At 64.3% G+C, this 14797-nt stretch carries 16 protein-coding genes and 1 other RNA gene; 10 read left to right on the top strand and 7 right to left on the bottom strand.

The features are described 5' to 3' along the window. Positions 1 to 16: 16 nt before the first annotated feature. The 6 genes from I6F33_RS14825 to ssrA form a co-directional block, all read right to left on the bottom strand. Complete coding sequence (locus I6F33_RS14825) at positions 17 to 292, bottom strand: FeoA family protein (protein ID WP_036006563.1); 276 nt, start codon at positions 290 to 292, stop codon at positions 17 to 19. A gap of 115 nt (positions 293 to 407) precedes the next feature. After that, on the bottom strand, positions 408 to 659 hold the full coding sequence (locus I6F33_RS14820; protein WP_025038043.1) for a ribbon-helix-helix domain-containing protein: 252 nt from the start codon (positions 657 to 659) through the stop codon (positions 408 to 410). Continuing rightward, positions 656 to 844, bottom strand: a complete 189-nt coding sequence (locus I6F33_RS14815; protein ID WP_036006566.1) for a DUF4169 family protein — start codon at positions 842 to 844, stop codon at positions 656 to 658. The genes I6F33_RS14820 and I6F33_RS14815 overlap by 4 nt, the downstream gene beginning before the upstream one ends. 275 nt (positions 845 to 1119) lie before the next feature. Beyond that, positions 1120 to 2553, bottom strand: a complete 1434-nt coding sequence (gene fumC, locus I6F33_RS14810) for a class II fumarate hydratase (protein ID WP_057026499.1) — start codon at positions 2551 to 2553, stop codon at positions 1120 to 1122. Positions 2554 to 2641: 88 nt separating this feature from the next. Then, positions 2642 to 3160 carry an SspB family protein gene (locus I6F33_RS14805; RefSeq protein WP_036006568.1) on the bottom strand — a complete coding sequence of 173 codons (519 nt, stop codon included), beginning with the start codon at positions 3158 to 3160 and terminating at the stop codon, positions 2642 to 2644. 115 nt (positions 3161 to 3275) lie between these two features. Next, positions 3276 to 3642, bottom strand: a transfer-messenger RNA (tmRNA) gene (ssrA, locus tag I6F33_RS14800). A gap of 601 nt (positions 3643 to 4243) precedes the next feature. Between ssrA and I6F33_RS14795 the strand changes: the two genes are divergently transcribed. The 10 genes from I6F33_RS14795 (at position 4244) to I6F33_RS14750 (ending at position 13739) form a co-directional block, all read left to right on the top strand. Then, positions 4244 to 5005 (top strand): tripartite tricarboxylate transporter TctB family protein, encoded by a 762-nt coding sequence (locus I6F33_RS14795; RefSeq protein ID WP_036006570.1) that lies wholly within the window; start codon positions 4244 to 4246, stop codon positions 5003 to 5005. A 7-nt stretch (positions 5006 to 5012) separates the two neighbouring features. Continuing rightward, on the top strand, positions 5013 to 6527 hold the full coding sequence (locus I6F33_RS14790; RefSeq protein WP_036006571.1) for a tripartite tricarboxylate transporter permease: 1515 nt from the start codon (positions 5013 to 5015) through the stop codon (positions 6525 to 6527). 138 nt (positions 6528 to 6665) lie between these two features. Then, positions 6666 to 7646 (top strand): tripartite tricarboxylate transporter substrate binding protein BugD, encoded by a 981-nt coding sequence (locus tag I6F33_RS14785; protein WP_036006574.1) that lies wholly within the window; start codon positions 6666 to 6668, stop codon positions 7644 to 7646. A gap of 173 nt (positions 7647 to 7819) precedes the next feature. Then, a complete protein-coding gene (locus tag I6F33_RS14780) occupies positions 7820 to 8614 on the top strand; it encodes a thymidylate synthase (protein WP_225114695.1) in 795 nt (264 codons plus the stop codon). A 6-nt stretch (positions 8615 to 8620) separates the two neighbouring features. After that, entirely contained in the window at positions 8621 to 9106 is a 486-nt protein-coding gene (locus tag I6F33_RS14775) for a GNAT family N-acetyltransferase (RefSeq protein ID WP_036006580.1), read from the top strand. Further along, entirely contained in the window at positions 9106 to 9615 is a 510-nt protein-coding gene (locus I6F33_RS14770; RefSeq protein WP_109144932.1) for a dihydrofolate reductase, read from the top strand. Before I6F33_RS14775 ends, I6F33_RS14770 begins: the two co-directional genes overlap by 1 nt. A gap of 153 nt (positions 9616 to 9768) precedes the next feature. After that, positions 9769 to 10905, top strand: a complete 1137-nt coding sequence (hflK, locus tag I6F33_RS14765) for an FtsH protease activity modulator HflK (protein WP_036006585.1) — start codon at positions 9769 to 9771, stop codon at positions 10903 to 10905. After that, a complete protein-coding gene (gene hflC, locus I6F33_RS14760) occupies positions 10902 to 11798 on the top strand; it encodes a protease modulator HflC (protein ID WP_225143058.1) in 897 nt (298 codons plus the stop codon). The genes hflK and hflC overlap by 4 nt, the downstream gene beginning before the upstream one ends. Before the next feature lie 72 nt (positions 11799 to 11870). After that, on the top strand, positions 11871 to 12077 hold the full coding sequence (locus I6F33_RS14755) for a DUF2065 domain-containing protein (RefSeq protein WP_025038031.1): 207 nt from the start codon (positions 11871 to 11873) through the stop codon (positions 12075 to 12077). Between the two features lie 144 nt (positions 12078 to 12221). Beyond that, positions 12222 to 13739: a Do family serine endopeptidase gene (locus tag I6F33_RS14750; RefSeq protein ID WP_225141601.1), complete on the top strand. Its 1518-nt coding sequence runs from the start codon at positions 12222 to 12224 to the stop codon at positions 13737 to 13739. A 144-nt stretch (positions 13740 to 13883) separates the two neighbouring features. On the opposite strand, the gene serB is transcribed toward I6F33_RS14750, so the two are convergent. Next, positions 13884 to 14789 (bottom strand): phosphoserine phosphatase SerB, encoded by a 906-nt coding sequence (gene serB / locus I6F33_RS14745; protein WP_074448134.1) that lies wholly within the window; start codon positions 14787 to 14789, stop codon positions 13884 to 13886. Positions 14790 to 14797 lie beyond the last annotated feature (8 nt).

Here is a 14797-nt window from a genome sequence, read left to right as displayed (position 1 = left end):
AGATTGCGGTCGCGCGTCAGGCGACGATGATGGCCATGGCTTCGCGACGGCGGACCGCGATCGTGGTGCTATCGACCCGCACCGCGATCGGATCGCGCCCGACCAACCCCTCATGCAGGATCTCGACCCGGGCGCCCTCGACGAAGCCGAGTTCGATCAGGCGGCTCTCGAGCTCGACGTCCGAAAGCGCCGAGCCAGCCTCTTTGGCGGCAAGGTGTTGGATGACGCCGGTATAGCCGCGCTGGGCCAGACCCAGCGGCATGTGCGAACGCGTATCAGTGGTGTCGGTCATGCCCTGTATTTTCAACGCCGGGCATTGAGGTCAAGCGTGCCCGCGCGCCGAAGATGCACCTTAGAGCGATTTTAAAGTGCAGAGGCCGGGGCGCCGTCGCGGGCGCCCCCGACGGCTACTGGGCCGGGACCTTGTCCGGCTGGGCGGCCATGGCGCGGCTCTTGAAGTAGTCCAGGACGAACAGACGGATCGCCGACGACAGATTGCCCTGCTGGCGGTTGTTGTCGATCTCGCCGACCAGCTCGGACAACGTCATGTTGCGCAGGCCGGAAATCTCTTTCATGCCGTTCCAGAACGCCTCTTCCAGGCTGACGCTGGTCTTGTGGCCGGCGACAACGATCGATCGTTTCACGACCGGCGACTTCATGGCTGCTCCTCGCGATCGATCCGGTGCTGGTCCAGATTCTCCTTGGCCTGGTCCGCCCGCTTCGCCTCGGACGACCGTTCCGCCTTCGTGCGCCCGAACTTCGCCCGGTTGGCGTCCGCCTGCTTCGCCGAGGCTTCCCGCTCGACGCGCTTCCTGAAACGATTCAGGTTGATGACGTTCCCCATGCCGCGTCTCCATCATCCGCTCCTCTTCAGGCAGGATGAAACATTCAGAAACAGGGCGCCACATTGCGCCGCAGAAGACTTGATCGCCATTCGCTCGTCCTCGTCAATCGGCCCTTGGGCCATCAAACGATGAATTTCGCCCCGTCGAGGGCAGTGGAGCTGCGTAACACGCCGCCCCGCCGCAACATTGACGGTAATCAAATCCCGCCCCCAAAACCGCATATTTTTGGGCGCCGAGCGTCCGTATCATTACGGATGGCTATCGGAATTCGGAATCATCCCGGGCTGATCATCTTCTCAGCGCGCACCAGGCGGTCGAACTCGTCGGCCGAGACGAAGCCGAGCCGCAGCGCCTCCTCCTTCAGCGTGGTGCCGTTGGCGTGCGCCGTCTTGGCCACCTTGGCGGCGTTGTCGTAGCCGATCTTCGGAGCCAGCGCCGTCACCAGCATCAGCGAGCGCTGCATCAGCTCCTTGATGCGCTTCTCGTCGGCGCGGATGCCGCTGACGCAATGCTCGGTGAAGGAGCGCGCGGCATCCGCCATCAGGCGGATCGAATGCAGCATGTTGTAAGCCAGCACTGGCTTGTAGACGTTGAGCTCGAAATGACCCTGGCTGCCCGCGACCGTGATCGCGGTGTGATTGCCGAACACCTGGCAGCACACCATGGTCATCGCCTCGCACTGGGTCGGGTTGACCTTGCCCGGCATGATCGAGGAGCCGGGCTCGTTCTCCGGCAGGATCAATTCGCCGAGGCCCGAGCGCGGGCCGGAGCCGAGCAGGCGGATGTCATTGGCGATCTTGAACAGGCCGGTCGCGACCGAATTGATGGCGCCGTGCGCCAGCACATAGGCATCGTTCGAGGCCAGCGCCTCGAATTTGTTGGCGGCGCTGGTGAAGGGGAGCTTCGTAATCCCGGCAACGTGCTTTGCGAACAGCTTGGCAAAGCGCGGCTTCGAGTTGAGGCCGGTGCCGACGGCTGTGCCGCCCTGCGCTAGCGGATAGAGGTCCTTCACCGCGATCTTGAGCCGGGCGATGCCGCTTTCGACCTGCGCGGCATAGCCGGAGAATTCCTGACCGAGCGTCAGCGGCGTCGCATCCTGGGTATGGGTGCGGCCGATCTTCACGATCTTCGAAAACTCCCTCTCCTTCTTGCGCAGAGCGCGCAGCAACTCGCCGAGGGCAGGGACGAGATCGGCATTGATGCGGCTTGCCGCCGCGATGTGCATTGCGGTCGGGAAGGAGTCGTTCGACGACTGGCTCATGTTGACGTGATCGTTGGGATGCACCGGCTTCTTGGCGCCGAGCTCGCCGCCGAGCAGCTCGTTGGCGCGGTTGGCAATCACCTCGTTGAGGTTCATGTTGCTCTGGGTGCCCGAGCCGGTCTGCCACACGACAAGCGGAAAATGGTCGTCAAGTCTGCCTTCGATCACCTCGCGCGCAGCGCGGATGATGGCGTTGGCACGGCGCCGATCGAGCAGGCCGAGCTCGAGATTGGACTGCGCGGCGGCGAGCTTGACCATGCCGAGTGCATGCACGAGTGAGATCGGCATGCGGTCGGTGCCGATGCGGAAATTCTGGCGCGAGCGCTCGGTCTGCGCCCCCCAATAGCGGTCGGCGGCGACCTCGATGGGACCGAAGCTGTCGGTCTCGGTGCGGGTTGCGGGGCGGGCAGTCTTCGAGCGGGACGCTTTGGCCATGAGCACATCCATTCTGCCGCGCGAAACGCCGCGCGGCCTGTTCATGTGCTCTTCTATATAGACAGTTGGCCGGGCGCGATGGCTCTGCGCCCAACCTAGATCATTTCTTGCGGAAACGATCGAGCCGCACGACCTCGGCGCCGCCCTGGCTCGGCGGCGGCGACTCGTCGGCAGCTTCCGGCTTCTCCGCGGCAGGTGCCGGGACCGATACGGCCGATGGCGCGGGTGCTGCCGGCAGATTGTCCGGCGCGACCTCGGCGACGTCGGAGGTGTCGAACTGGAGGCCGAACTTCACGGACGGATCGAGGAAGCTCTTGATGGCACTGAATGGCACCACCAGCCGCTCCGGAATGCCGCCAAAGGACAGGCCGACCTCGAAACGATCCTCGAGCACGGTCAGGTCCCAGAACTGGTGCTGGAGGATGATCGTCATCTCCTCCGGATATTGTGCGAGCAGCCGCGGCGAGAGCTTCACGCCTTCGGCCTTGGACACGAAGGTGATGAAGAAATGATGCTCGCCCGGCAGGCCATGGGCCGCGGCATCGGTCAGCACCTTCCGCAGCACGCCGCGCAGCGCATCGCGGGCCAGCACATCGTATCGGATATGATCGGTCGCCATGGTGGTCCTGTTGCATCCAAGCAGCCGAACCCTGCCGATCCGACTCGCCAAGTCGCAATAGTACCGCGCCTGACGGGCGAGCAGGAGTCCCCGCCGGGGAAGAATCAAAGAGTAAAGTGGAGGCTTCTGTTGCCAGGTGCCTCCGAACCCCGCCTAGCGGAGCTTAACCCGCTAGGACTTTAGAGTGGTCTTTCAAACTGCGTTACGCAGCCTGAGCAACCGGAGCAAAGTTGTCGTTGGCAACTATTGCAGTAGCCCGATAACGGCGGAACAATACCGGGAAAAAGTACGCCCTTTACGCCCTCGTCGATCCTATTTCGCCCCCGCCAAAGCCCAGCTTCGGGCACGCCCGATGGTGGGCTTTGGTGGAGGCGCCGGGTACCGCCCCCGGGTCCGAATGGTTTATTGCGACGACCGTTTATTTCCATAGCCGGCGAACCGGCACCCCCAATATAGGGGGCAAAGCTTTCGAAAAACAGAGGGTTGGAGGCGCGATCCCGCGGTTCCCTTTGGATAGGCTTCGGAGTGCCGGGCCTATCGCGGCTCTGGCCTTTGCCAGAGGTCGCCAGCCCGATGTGCCGAATCCTTGCGCATAATGAAACGCTGCTGCTCCAGCGAACGGACAATGTCAGTCTCAGCGACGTTCAATTTCCTGCGGCGGAAAGTAGCAGCGTGACGAGCCGCAAGCCGACTAGGCGCTGATCTCCACTTCGGCCCGATCTCGCTCTTCGCCGTCGCCGCTGCGCCGGCAGTGCGCGAGACCCACTGCACCGCGGTTGAGGCGAAGCACCAGAGGCCGACCAGGACACCGGTCCGACCTCGCAGGACTTGCCAGGTCCGAACGCTTATCGTGACGTTAATCGGGCCGATCCAGCAATTGCTGCACTGCGTCTGACCGCGATGGTTGCAGTGGTCGCGTCCATCTCGCGCATCAATCCCCTCTGGCTTTTGCTTGCCGCGGCGTGTTGGGTTTTGCTGGCATTGTCTGATGAAAATCGCTAGGCAGTGATCCGGGCGGGTATCCAGTTCCAGCCGATTTAGAACAACAGTGCTCGTGACTTACAGGTCGCGGAGGAGACAGGCATGGCCGACACGATGGGCCACTCAGCGACGGCCACCCGAAACACCCGGGTGGCGCTCGGCTTTTGTCTGCTGGCGATTGCGCCGCAGATTTTCGAATTGATCTGGTCGATCGGGACGATTTTCGGCTGGGGGACCGGCCGCGGTCCGGCGGCGGTCGTCACCGGTCATGCGACGGCGCTGCTGGCCGGCGCGCCGAGCGCCCTCTTCGGATCATTCGGCGGCGGCGCCAAGAAGATGTCGTCCGAGGTGCTGCTGGCGCTGATCTATTCCTATCCGCTGTTTGCGGTGGCGATCCTCACCCTGTTTATGACCATCCGCTCGGCGCAAGATTATGTCGGTGGCGTCGTGCTGATGGCCGTTGCCCTGTTTGCGCTGTGGGCATCGAGCGATTTGCAGGGCATGCGTGGCTTCTCCTTCGGTGCGGGCACTGCGCCACGTATGTTCGGCGGGCTGCTGGTTGCCCTGTCTGCCGGTATCGCCTTGACCGGCCTGATCACGGAGGGACCGGCGCTTGCGCATTATTCCTGGCGCGGGCCGCTGTTCGTGGTGGCGGCGATCCTGTTCTTCGCCCTGTCGATCCGGTCCCTCGGTCTCGTTGTCACGGCCTTCTCGAGCTTCATGATCGCGGCGACGGGCTCGCACGAGACGCGCTGGCTGGAAGCGGTGATCGTCGGCGCCTGCCTGACGGTCGGCTGCGCAATCCTGTTTCCCTATGTGCTCGGGCTGCCGATGCCGATGTATCCGCGTTTCCTGATCCAGTGAGGGCGTGATGGATATCTTTGCCAATCTTGCTCACGGCTTCGCCGTCGCGTTCACCCCGATCAATCTCCTGATGTGCCTGATCGGCGCCCTGGTCGGAACGCTGGTCGGCGTTCTCCCTGGCATCGGCACCATCGCCACCGTCGCGATGCTGCTGCCGATCACTTTCGGGCTGCCGCCGGTCGGCGCGCTGATCATGCTCGCCGGCATCTATTACGGCGCGCAATATGGCGGCTCGACCACGTCGATCCTGGTCAACATACCCGGTGAGGCGACATCGGTCGTGACCGCCATCGACGGTCACCAGATGGCCAAGCAGGGCCGCGCCGGTCCGGCGCTCGCGATCGCCGCGATCGGCTCGTTCTTCGCCGGCTGCGTTGCGACCATCCTGATCGCACTGCTCGGCGCACCGCTGACGAAACTCGCGCTGGCGTTCGGTCCGGCCGAATATTTCTCGCTGATGGTGCTCGGCCTGATCTTCGCGGTGGTGCTGGCCAAGGGCTCGGTGCTGAAGGCGATTGCGATGATCGTGTTTGGACTGCTGCTCTCAATGGTCGGTTCGGACATCGAGACCGGCGCCTCGCGCATGGCCTTTAACATTCCCGAGCTCGCCGACGGTCTCGGCTTTGCGACCGTGGCGATGGGCGTGTTCGGCTTTGCCGAGATCATCCGCAACCTCGACCACGGCGCCGAAATGAACCGCGATCTGGTGCAGCAGAAGATCACCGGACTGATGCCCACCAGGAAGGACCTCGGCGATGCGACGCCGCCGATCCTGCGCGGCACCGTGCTCGGCTCGATCCTCGGCATCCTGCCCGGCGGCGGCGCGGTGATCGCGTCCTTCGCGGCCTACACGCTCGAGAAGAAGCTCTCAAAGACCCCGTCCCGGTTCGGCCGCGGCGCGATCGAGGGCGTGGCGGGGCCGGAGAGTGCCAACAATGCCGCGGCACAGACCTCGTTCATTCCGCTGCTCACCCTCGGCATCCCGCCGAACGCGGTGATGGCACTGATGGTGGGCGCGATGACCATCCACGGCATCGTGCCCGGTCCGCAGGTGATGCAGAAGCAGCCGGATCTGGTCTGGGGCATGATCGCTTCGATGTGGATCGGCAATCTGATGCTGATCATCATCAACCTGCCGCTGGTCGGAATCTGGGTGCGGCTGTTGCGCGTGCCCTATCGGCTGATGTTCCCCTCGATCGTGATCTTCTGCGCGATCGGCATCTATTCGGTGAACAACGCGCCGGTCGACGTCATCCTCGCGGGCGTCTTCGGTCTCGTCGGCTATTGGCTGATCAAGCACGATTTCGAGCCGGCGCCGTTGCTGCTCGGCATGGTGCTGGGACCGCTGATGGAGGAGAATCTGCGCCGGGCGCTGCTGATCTCGCGCGGCGACTGGAGCGTGTTCCTGACGCGCCCGTTGTCGGCGGTGCTGCTTGCGGTCGCGGCAAGCCTGCTCGTCCTTACGGTGCTACCTGTCTTGCGCGCCAAGCGCGACGAGGTGTTCACCGAGTCCGAGAACTGAGGTCGTGCGCGCCGAGTCGGCTCGGTCCTGCGTCGGCGCGCCGCATTCGGAAGTCGAATCGACTTGTGTTACGGCTTTGTGAAATGGAAATGCCGGCCTTTGGGCCGGCATTTTATTGTGTCCAAAGGGAGGATCGCCATGACGTTCATTCGCGCGCTTACAGGCGCATGTGCAGCAGCGATAGCATCGCTGGGCGCCTTCATCGCAACGGCTGAGGCGCAGACCTATCCGACGCGCAACATTACCGTGATCGTCCCGTTCGCAGCCGGCGGGCCGACTGACGTGATCTCACGCATCGTCACCGGGCACATGGCGCAAACGCTGGGGCAGAGCATCATCATCGAGAACGTGGTCGGTGCCGGCGGCACCACCGCCACGACGCGTGCCGCGCGTGCGGCCAACGATGGCTATACGCTGATCACCGGGCATATGGGCACGCATGCCGCCTCCGTGCCGCTCTATCCGAAGCTGGCCTATCACCCCGAGAAGGACTTCGAGCCGATCGCATTGCTGGCCGGCACGCCGATCCTGATCCTGGCGCGCAAGGACTTTCCGCCGAAGGATCTCAAGGAGTTCGTCACCTATGTGAAGGCGAATGCCGAGAAGGTGAATGCCGCGCATGCAGGCGTCGGTTCGGTTTCGCACGTCTCGTGCGAACTCCTCCACTCCATCCTCGACATCAAGCCCGTCGGCGTGCCGTTCAACGGCACGGGACCTGCGATGAACGCGCTGGTGGCGGGTCAGGTCGACTACATGTGCGACCAGATCGTCAACGCCGTCCCGCAGATCAATGCCGGCACCATCAAGGCCTATGCGATCGCCACGGCCGAACGAAACCCGTCGCTGCCGAACGTGCCGACCACGGCGGAAGCCGGCCTGCCGGCATTCCAGGCTCAGGCCTGGAACGCGATGTTCGCGCCCAAGGGAACCTCGCCCGCGATCGTGGCAAGCGTGAACGCCGCCGCCGTCAAGGCGCTCGACGACGAGACGGTGAAGAAGCGCCTGCTCGAGCTCGGCAGCGTCATCCCCGCGCCGAAGGACCGAACCCAGGAGGCGCTGGCGACCCTCGTCAAGAGCGAGATCGCGAAGTGGAGCCCGGTGCTCAAGCCGGCGAATTAAGCGAAGGCGATCAAGGCGCTAGGCGAGGGGCGGAACGCTGAGTTCCGCCCCTTGCCGTTTGTGCCGGGAACACTCACTTTTCCGGGTATAATCGACGGCGACAGCGAATCGCCGCTGTCGTAGCGCGGGGGGTGTCGTTAAGTTCGCCGCCTCCCCAAAGGCTCAGTCGCAACATGCACCAGTATCAGGACCTGCTCGAGCGGATTCTTTCCGACGGCGCCGAGAAGACCGACCGGACCGGCACCGGCACGCTCTCGGTGTTCGGCCACCAGATGCGCTTCAATTTGTCGGCCGGCTTCCCGATGCTGACGACCAAGCGGCTGCCGCTCAAGGCGATCGTGCATGAACTGCTCTGGTTCCTAAAGGGCGACACCAACATCAAATATCTGCGCGACAACGGCGTCACCATTTGGGACGAGTGGGCGGACGCCAATGGCGATCTCGGCCCGGTCTACGGCCATCAATGGCGCTCCTGGCCCACGGCCGACGGGCGCAGCATCGACCAGATCGCCAATGTCATCGACATGATCAAGCGCACGCCTGATTCCCGCCGCCTGATCGTCACCGCCTGGAATCCGGCCGACGTCGAGAAGATGGCGCTGCCGCCCTGCCACCTGCTGTTCCAGTTCTATGTCGCGAACGGCAAGCTGTCCTGCCAGCTCTATCAGCGCTCGGCCGACGTGTTTCTCGGCGTGCCCTTCAACATCGCCTCTTACGCGCTGCTCACCATGATGGTCGCGCAGGTCACAGGCCTGAAGCCCGGCGACTTCGTGCACTCGCTCGGCGACACTCATCTCTATTCCAACCATCTGGAGCAGGCGAGGCTGCAGCTCAGCCGCGCGCCGCGCGCGCTGCCGGTGATGCGGATCAATCCTGAGGTAAAGGACATCTTCTCTTTCCGCTACGAAGACTTCGAGCTCGTCGGCTACGATCCGCATCCGCACATCAAGGCGGAAGTGGCGGTCTAGCGCCCTATGTCGCTCACCATCCGCCGTGCACGGCCCGAGGAAGCCGGGCTCGTTCTCTCCTTCATCCGCGAGCTCGCCGAGTACGAAAAGCTGTCGCACGAGGTCGAAGCGACCGAGGCTGACATCGCCGACGCACTGTTCGGCGAGAGGCCGCAGCTCTATTGCGCGATCGCGGAGTGGAACCGTGAGCCGGTCGGCTTCGCGGTGTGGTTTCTCAATTTCTCCACCTTCAGCGGCCGTCACGGCATCTATCTCGAAGATCTCTATGTGCGGCCGTCGCATCGGGGCAAGGGCCTCGGCAAGGCGCTGCTGGCCTATCTCGCCAGGGAATGCGTCGACAGCGGCTGGTCGCGCCTGCAATGGGCGGTCCTCGACTGGAACGCACCCTCGATCGCGTTCTACAAGTCGATCGGCGCGGTCATGATGGACGACTGGACGCTGTGCCGGGTCACCGGGCCTGCGCTGACCCAGCTTGCCGGGAGCTCTGCCTGATGGAGATCGTCTTCGTCGTCGCCATCGCGGAGAATGGCGTCATCGGCGCGGGCAATGCGATGCCGTGGCGATTGAAGTCCGATATGGCGCGCTTCAAAGCGCTGACGATCGGCAAGCCGGTGATCATGGGCCGCAAGACCTTCGAGACCCTGCGCCGGCCGCTGCCGGGCCGCACCAACATCGTGGTCACGCGCGATCCGGCCTATCGCGCCAATGGGGCCATCGTCACGACATCGCCAGCGGATGCGGAGGCAGTCGCGCGCGGCGACGCTCTGCGGCGTTCGGTCACTGAGATCGCGGTGATCGGCGGCGCCGAGATCTACCGGCAATGGCTCGGTCGTGCCGATCGTCTGGAGATCACCGAAGTGCACGCGCGCCCAGAAGGGGACACGCATTTTGAAATCGACAAGGCGGAATGGGACGAGGTCGAACGCATCCGCCATCCGGCCGGCCCCGACGACAGCGCCGACCTGTCCTATGTGACATATCGTCGGCGGCGCGGCCATTAACCGCTTTTGCCAATGTTTACATTGACTTTTTCGTGCCCGAGCATAGCTCGGAAGACGGTCAGGGCTGCGTTGTAAGGGACTTGCCTGTCCCCTATAAAGCCGGACCGGACAAAGCGGGCGGTGGCAATTCCACCCTGCCGAGGAGAACGTCGAATGCCGTGGAAGAATCAGGGCGGTGGCCCGTGGGGCTCGGGTCCAAAGGGACCGTGGGGCTCAGGCCCGCAACCGGTCGGGCCGAGGCCGCCGGATCTGGAAGACCTTCTGCGGCGCGGCCAGGACCGCCTCCAGCAGATCATGCCGGGCGGTTATTTCTCCGGCATCGGCATCACGCTGATCATCCTGCTGATCGTCGCATTCTGGCTGCTGTCGGGCTTCTTCCGCGTGCAGTCCGAAGAGCTCGGCGTGGTGATGCGTTTCGGCAAGCACGTCCGCACCGTGCAGCCGGGTCTGAACTATCATCTGCCTTATCCGATCGAGACCGTGCTGCTGCCGAAGGCGCTGCGCGTCAACACCACCTCGATCGGCATGACGGTGATCGAGGATCCGGCGCGGCGCGGCCGCTCCATTCGGGACGTGCCGGAAGAGAGCCTGATGCTGACCGGCGACGAGAACATCGTCGACGTTGATTTCACCGTGCTCTGGCGCATCAAGCCGGACGGTGTCGGTGATTTCCTCTTCAACATCCAGAACCCCGAGGGTACCGTGAAGGCGGTCGCCGAGAGTGCGATGCGCGAGGTGATCGGCCGGTCTCAGATCCAGCCGATCCTGACCGGAGCGCGCAACGTCACAGAGCAGAACGTGCACGAGCTGATCCAGAGGACTTTGGACAGCTATGGTGCCGGCATTCAGATCACCCAGGTGCAGATGCAGAAGGTCGATCCGCCCGCGCAGGTGATCGACGCCTTCCGCGACGTCCAGGCGGCCCGCGCCAATCAGGAGCAGCTGCAGAACGAAGCGCAGACCTATGCCAACCAGGTTGTCCCCCAGGCGCGTGGACGCGCGGCCAAGATCCAGCAGGATGCCGAAGGTTACAGGGAACAGGCTGTCGCCGAGGCCAAGGGCCAGAGTGCACGCTTCCTGAAAGTTTACGAGGAATACAAGAAGGCGCCCGACGTGACGCGTGAACGGATCTACCTGGAGACGATGGAGCGCGTGCTCGGCGGGGCCGACAAGCTCGTCTATGACGGTGGCCCCTCGGGCCAGGGCGTCGTGCCCTATCTGCCGCTTCCCGAACTGGCGCCAAAGCGGCCACCTACGACCGGTCCGCAGTCCAGCGGAGGCACCCGATGAAGTCTCCGGTCACAGGTTTTGTCACGCTGCTCTCCCTCCTGTTCGTCGTGATCGTCGGCTATATGTCGTTGTTTACCGTGCAGCAGACCGAGCAGACGATCGTGCTCCAGTTCGGCAGGCCGGTCGACGTCGTCACCGCGCCCGGCCTGCACTTCAAGGCGCCCTGGAACTCGGTGATCAACATCGACAAGCGGATTCTCGATCTGGAGAACCCGTCGCAGGAGGCGATCGCCTCCGACCAGAAGCGGCTCGTGGTCGACGCCTTCGCGCGCTACCGCATCAAGGACGCACTGCGCTTCTATCAGAGCGTCGGCTCGATCCAGGCCGCCAACATCCAGCTCACCACGCTCCTAAACGCGGCGCTGCGCCGCGTGCTCGGCGAGGTCACCTTCATCAACGTGGTGCGCGACGACCGCGAGAAGCTGATGCTGCGCATTCGCGACCAGCTCGACCGCGAGGCCGATGGCTACGGCATTCAGGTCGTAGACGTCCGGATCCGCCGCGCCGACCTGCCGGAGCAGAACAGCCAGGCGGTCTACCTGCGCATGAAGACCGAGCGTGAGCGCGAGGCCGCCGAGTTCCGGGCACAGGGTGGGCAGAAGGCCCAGGAGATCAGGTCCAGGGCCGACCGCGAGGCGACCGTCATCATCGCTGAGGCCAATTCGCAGGCTGAGCAGACCCGTGGTGCGGGCGATGCCGAACGCAACCGCCTGTTTGCAGAAGCCTACGGCAAGGACGCCGACTTCTTCGCGTTCTACCGGTCGATGACGGCCTATGAGAACGGGCTGCGTTCGAACGATACCCGCTTCCTGCTCCGGCCGGAGTCGGATTTCTTCCGGTACTTCGGTAGCCCCTCCGGCAGGACGGCTACCGAGACGCAGGCGAAGCCGTAAGCCAGACAAAGGGCGGCGGATTTCGCCGCCCTTCGTCCAGACAAGAACAGCATAGCGGGAGGTTCCATTCCGATGAGGTCCATTGCGTTCGCCGACTTCCTCATCGGCCTAGGCATCCTGTTCGTCCTCGAAGGCTTGATGTTCGCGGCCAGTCCAAACTGGATGCGCAAAGCCATGAAAAGCGCCATCGCCACGCCGGACAACATCCTGCGGGCGGTCGGGATCGGCTCGGCCGTGGCCGGCCTGGTCCTGATCTGGGTTATGCGGCGCCCGATTTAGGCCTTCGGCCCAACGCCAAAGTGAAGGCGCCAGACTGGTTTTCGCCGTATTATCGGGCTCTTGAGGCCCGATAAGCTCCGCGCTTGCGCCGCGCCCCCGTTAGAGCGCAGTCTGGCGCCGAATCCCTTTTGCCTGGAGATCACAATGACTGCTGCCACCATTGCCCCGTCCCGCTCGCGCCGCCGCGCGCGATTTGGTGTTCGACTTGGGCTGGTTGCGCTCGCCATCGGTGCTTGCGGCGCGTTTGGCGCGCCGGCTCATGCGCGTGGACCGGATGGCATCGCCGACGTCGCCGAGAAGGTGATCGACGCGGTCGTCAACATCTCGACCTCGCAGAACGTCGAAGCCAAGGGCGGGGGCAGCAACTCGATGCCGCAGCTGCCGCCCGGTTCACCCTTCGAAGAGTTCTTCGACGATTTCTTCAAGAACCGCCGAGGGCCCGGCGGCGGCAGCAAGGGCGGCGAGAACAGCGCGCCGCGCAAGACCAATTCGCTCGGAAGCGGTTTCATCATCGACACCGCGGGCGTCGTCGTCACCAACAACCACGTCATTGCGGACGCCGACGAGATCCACGTCATCCTCAACGACGGCACCAAGATCAAGGCCGAGCTGGTCGGCGTCGACAAGAAGACCGATCTCGCTGTGCTCAGGATCAAGCCGACGAAGCCGTTGGTCGCGGTCAAGTTCGGCGATAGCGACAAGCTGCGCCTCGGCGACTGGGTGGTCGCAATCGGCAATCCCTTCAGCCTGGGAGGCACGGTGACTGCCGGCATCGTCTCGGCCAAGAACCGTGACATCTCCTCCGGGCCGTACGACAGCTACATCCAGACCGACGCATCCATCAACCGCGGCAATTCCGGCGGCCCGCTGTTCAATCTCGACGGCGACGTCATCGGCGTCAACACGCTGATCATCTCGCCGTCCGGCGGCTCCATTGGCATCGGCTTTGCCGTGCCGTCGAAGACGGTGGTGGGCGTCGTCGACCAGCTCCGCCAGTTCGGCGAGCTGCGCCGCGGCTGGCTCGGCGTGCGCATCCAGAGCGTCACCGACGAGATCGCCGAAAGCCTCAACATCAAGCCCGCGCGGGGCGCGCTGGTCGCCGGTGTCGACGACAAGGGCCCGGCCAAGCCCGCCGGCATCGAGCCCGGCGACGTCGTCGTCAAGTTCGACGGCAAGGACGTCAAGGACCCGAAGGACCTGTCCCGCGTCGTCGCCGACACCGCGGTCGGCAAGGAGGTCGACGTCGTCATCATCCGCAAGGGCAAGGAAGAGATCAAGAAGGTCACGCTCGGCCGCCTGCAGGATCCCGACAAGGTGCAGGCCGCCGTGAAGACCGACGAGCCGGCGCCGGAGAAGCCGGTGACGCAGAAAGCGCTGGGCCTCGATCTTGCTACACTGAGCAAGGATCTGCGCACGCGCTACAAGATCAAGGACAGCGTCAAGGGCGTGGTCGTCACCAATGTCGACACCAATTCGGACGCCGCCGATAAGCGTCTGTCCGCCGGCGACGTCATCGTCGAGGTGGCGCAGGAGGCGGTGTCGAGCGGCGCCGACATCCAGAAGCGGGTCGATCAGCTCAAGAAGGACGGCAAGAAATCGGTGCTGCTGCTGGTCTCGAACGGCGAGGGCGAGCTGCGGTTCGTCGCGCTGAGCGTGCAGTAGTGGGCGCTGTTCGCGCCACATTCAACTGTCATGCCCCGCGAAGGCGGGGCATCCAGTACGCCGCGGCTTCTCGGTTCTAGCTTCGCTGTCTCTGGAATACTGGATCGCCCGCCTTCGCGGGCGATGACAGAGAGAGGGGAGGCTTTACCCCTCCACGAACTCGTCCCGCCGATACCCCTGCGCATACAGCAGCGCAGTGAGATCGCCGTGATCGATCCGCGCGGCCGCGGCGGCAGCCACCGCCGGCTTGGCGTGATAGGCCACGCCCAGACCCGCGGCCTGGATCATCGCGAGATCGTTGGCGCCGTCGCCGACCACGACCGAGTCGATGTCGTCGAGATCGAACGATTCCATCAGGTCCACCAAGGTCGCGAGCTTCGCCGCGCGGCCCAGGATCGGCTCCTTCACTTCCCCGGTGAACTTGCCGTCGCGCACGACGAGCTCGTTGGCGCGGTTCTCCTGGAAACCTATCTTGGCGGCGACCGCGCTCGTGAATAGCGTAAAGCCGCCAGAGACGAGGCAGGTATAGGCGCCGTTCGCGCGCATGGTGGCGACCAGCTCGCGGCCGCCCGGCGTCAGCGTGATGCGCTTGGCCAGGACTTCGTCGACCGCGCTGGCGGGCAGGTCCTTGAGCAGCGCGACGCGCTCGCGCAGCGCCGGCTCGAACTCGATCTCGCCGCGCATCGCACGCTCGGTGATGGCAGCGACATGCGCCTTGACCCCGACGAAATCGGCGAGCTCGTCGATGCATTCCTGGCCGATCATGGTGGAATCCATGTCGGCGAGAAAAAGCTTCTTGCGCCGGAAGCCGACAGGCTGCACGACGATGTCGATGGGCAAATCGCCGCGGAGCTCGCGGAGCCGCTGCTCGATGGCGTTGCGGTCGCCTTCGAGGTTACTGTCCGCGCCGAAGGGGATGTCGACCGCAACCCCGTCGAACAGCCAGTGCGCGGGCGCCGCCTGCGGCAGCACGGCGCGGGCGCCATCGACGATGGTCGAGTCGAGCGCGGGATTGTCAGGGTTGCAGATCAGCGTGGCGACGAGGGACATTTGAGGTT

Origin of the sequence: Bradyrhizobium sp. BRP20 (genome assembly GCF_020194215.1) — a bacterium.
Lineage (GTDB): Bacteria > Pseudomonadota > Alphaproteobacteria > Rhizobiales > Xanthobacteraceae > Bradyrhizobium > Bradyrhizobium yuanmingense.
Note: the sequence above shows the minus strand (reverse complement) of the source record. Positions and strands in the feature narration are given on the sequence as shown.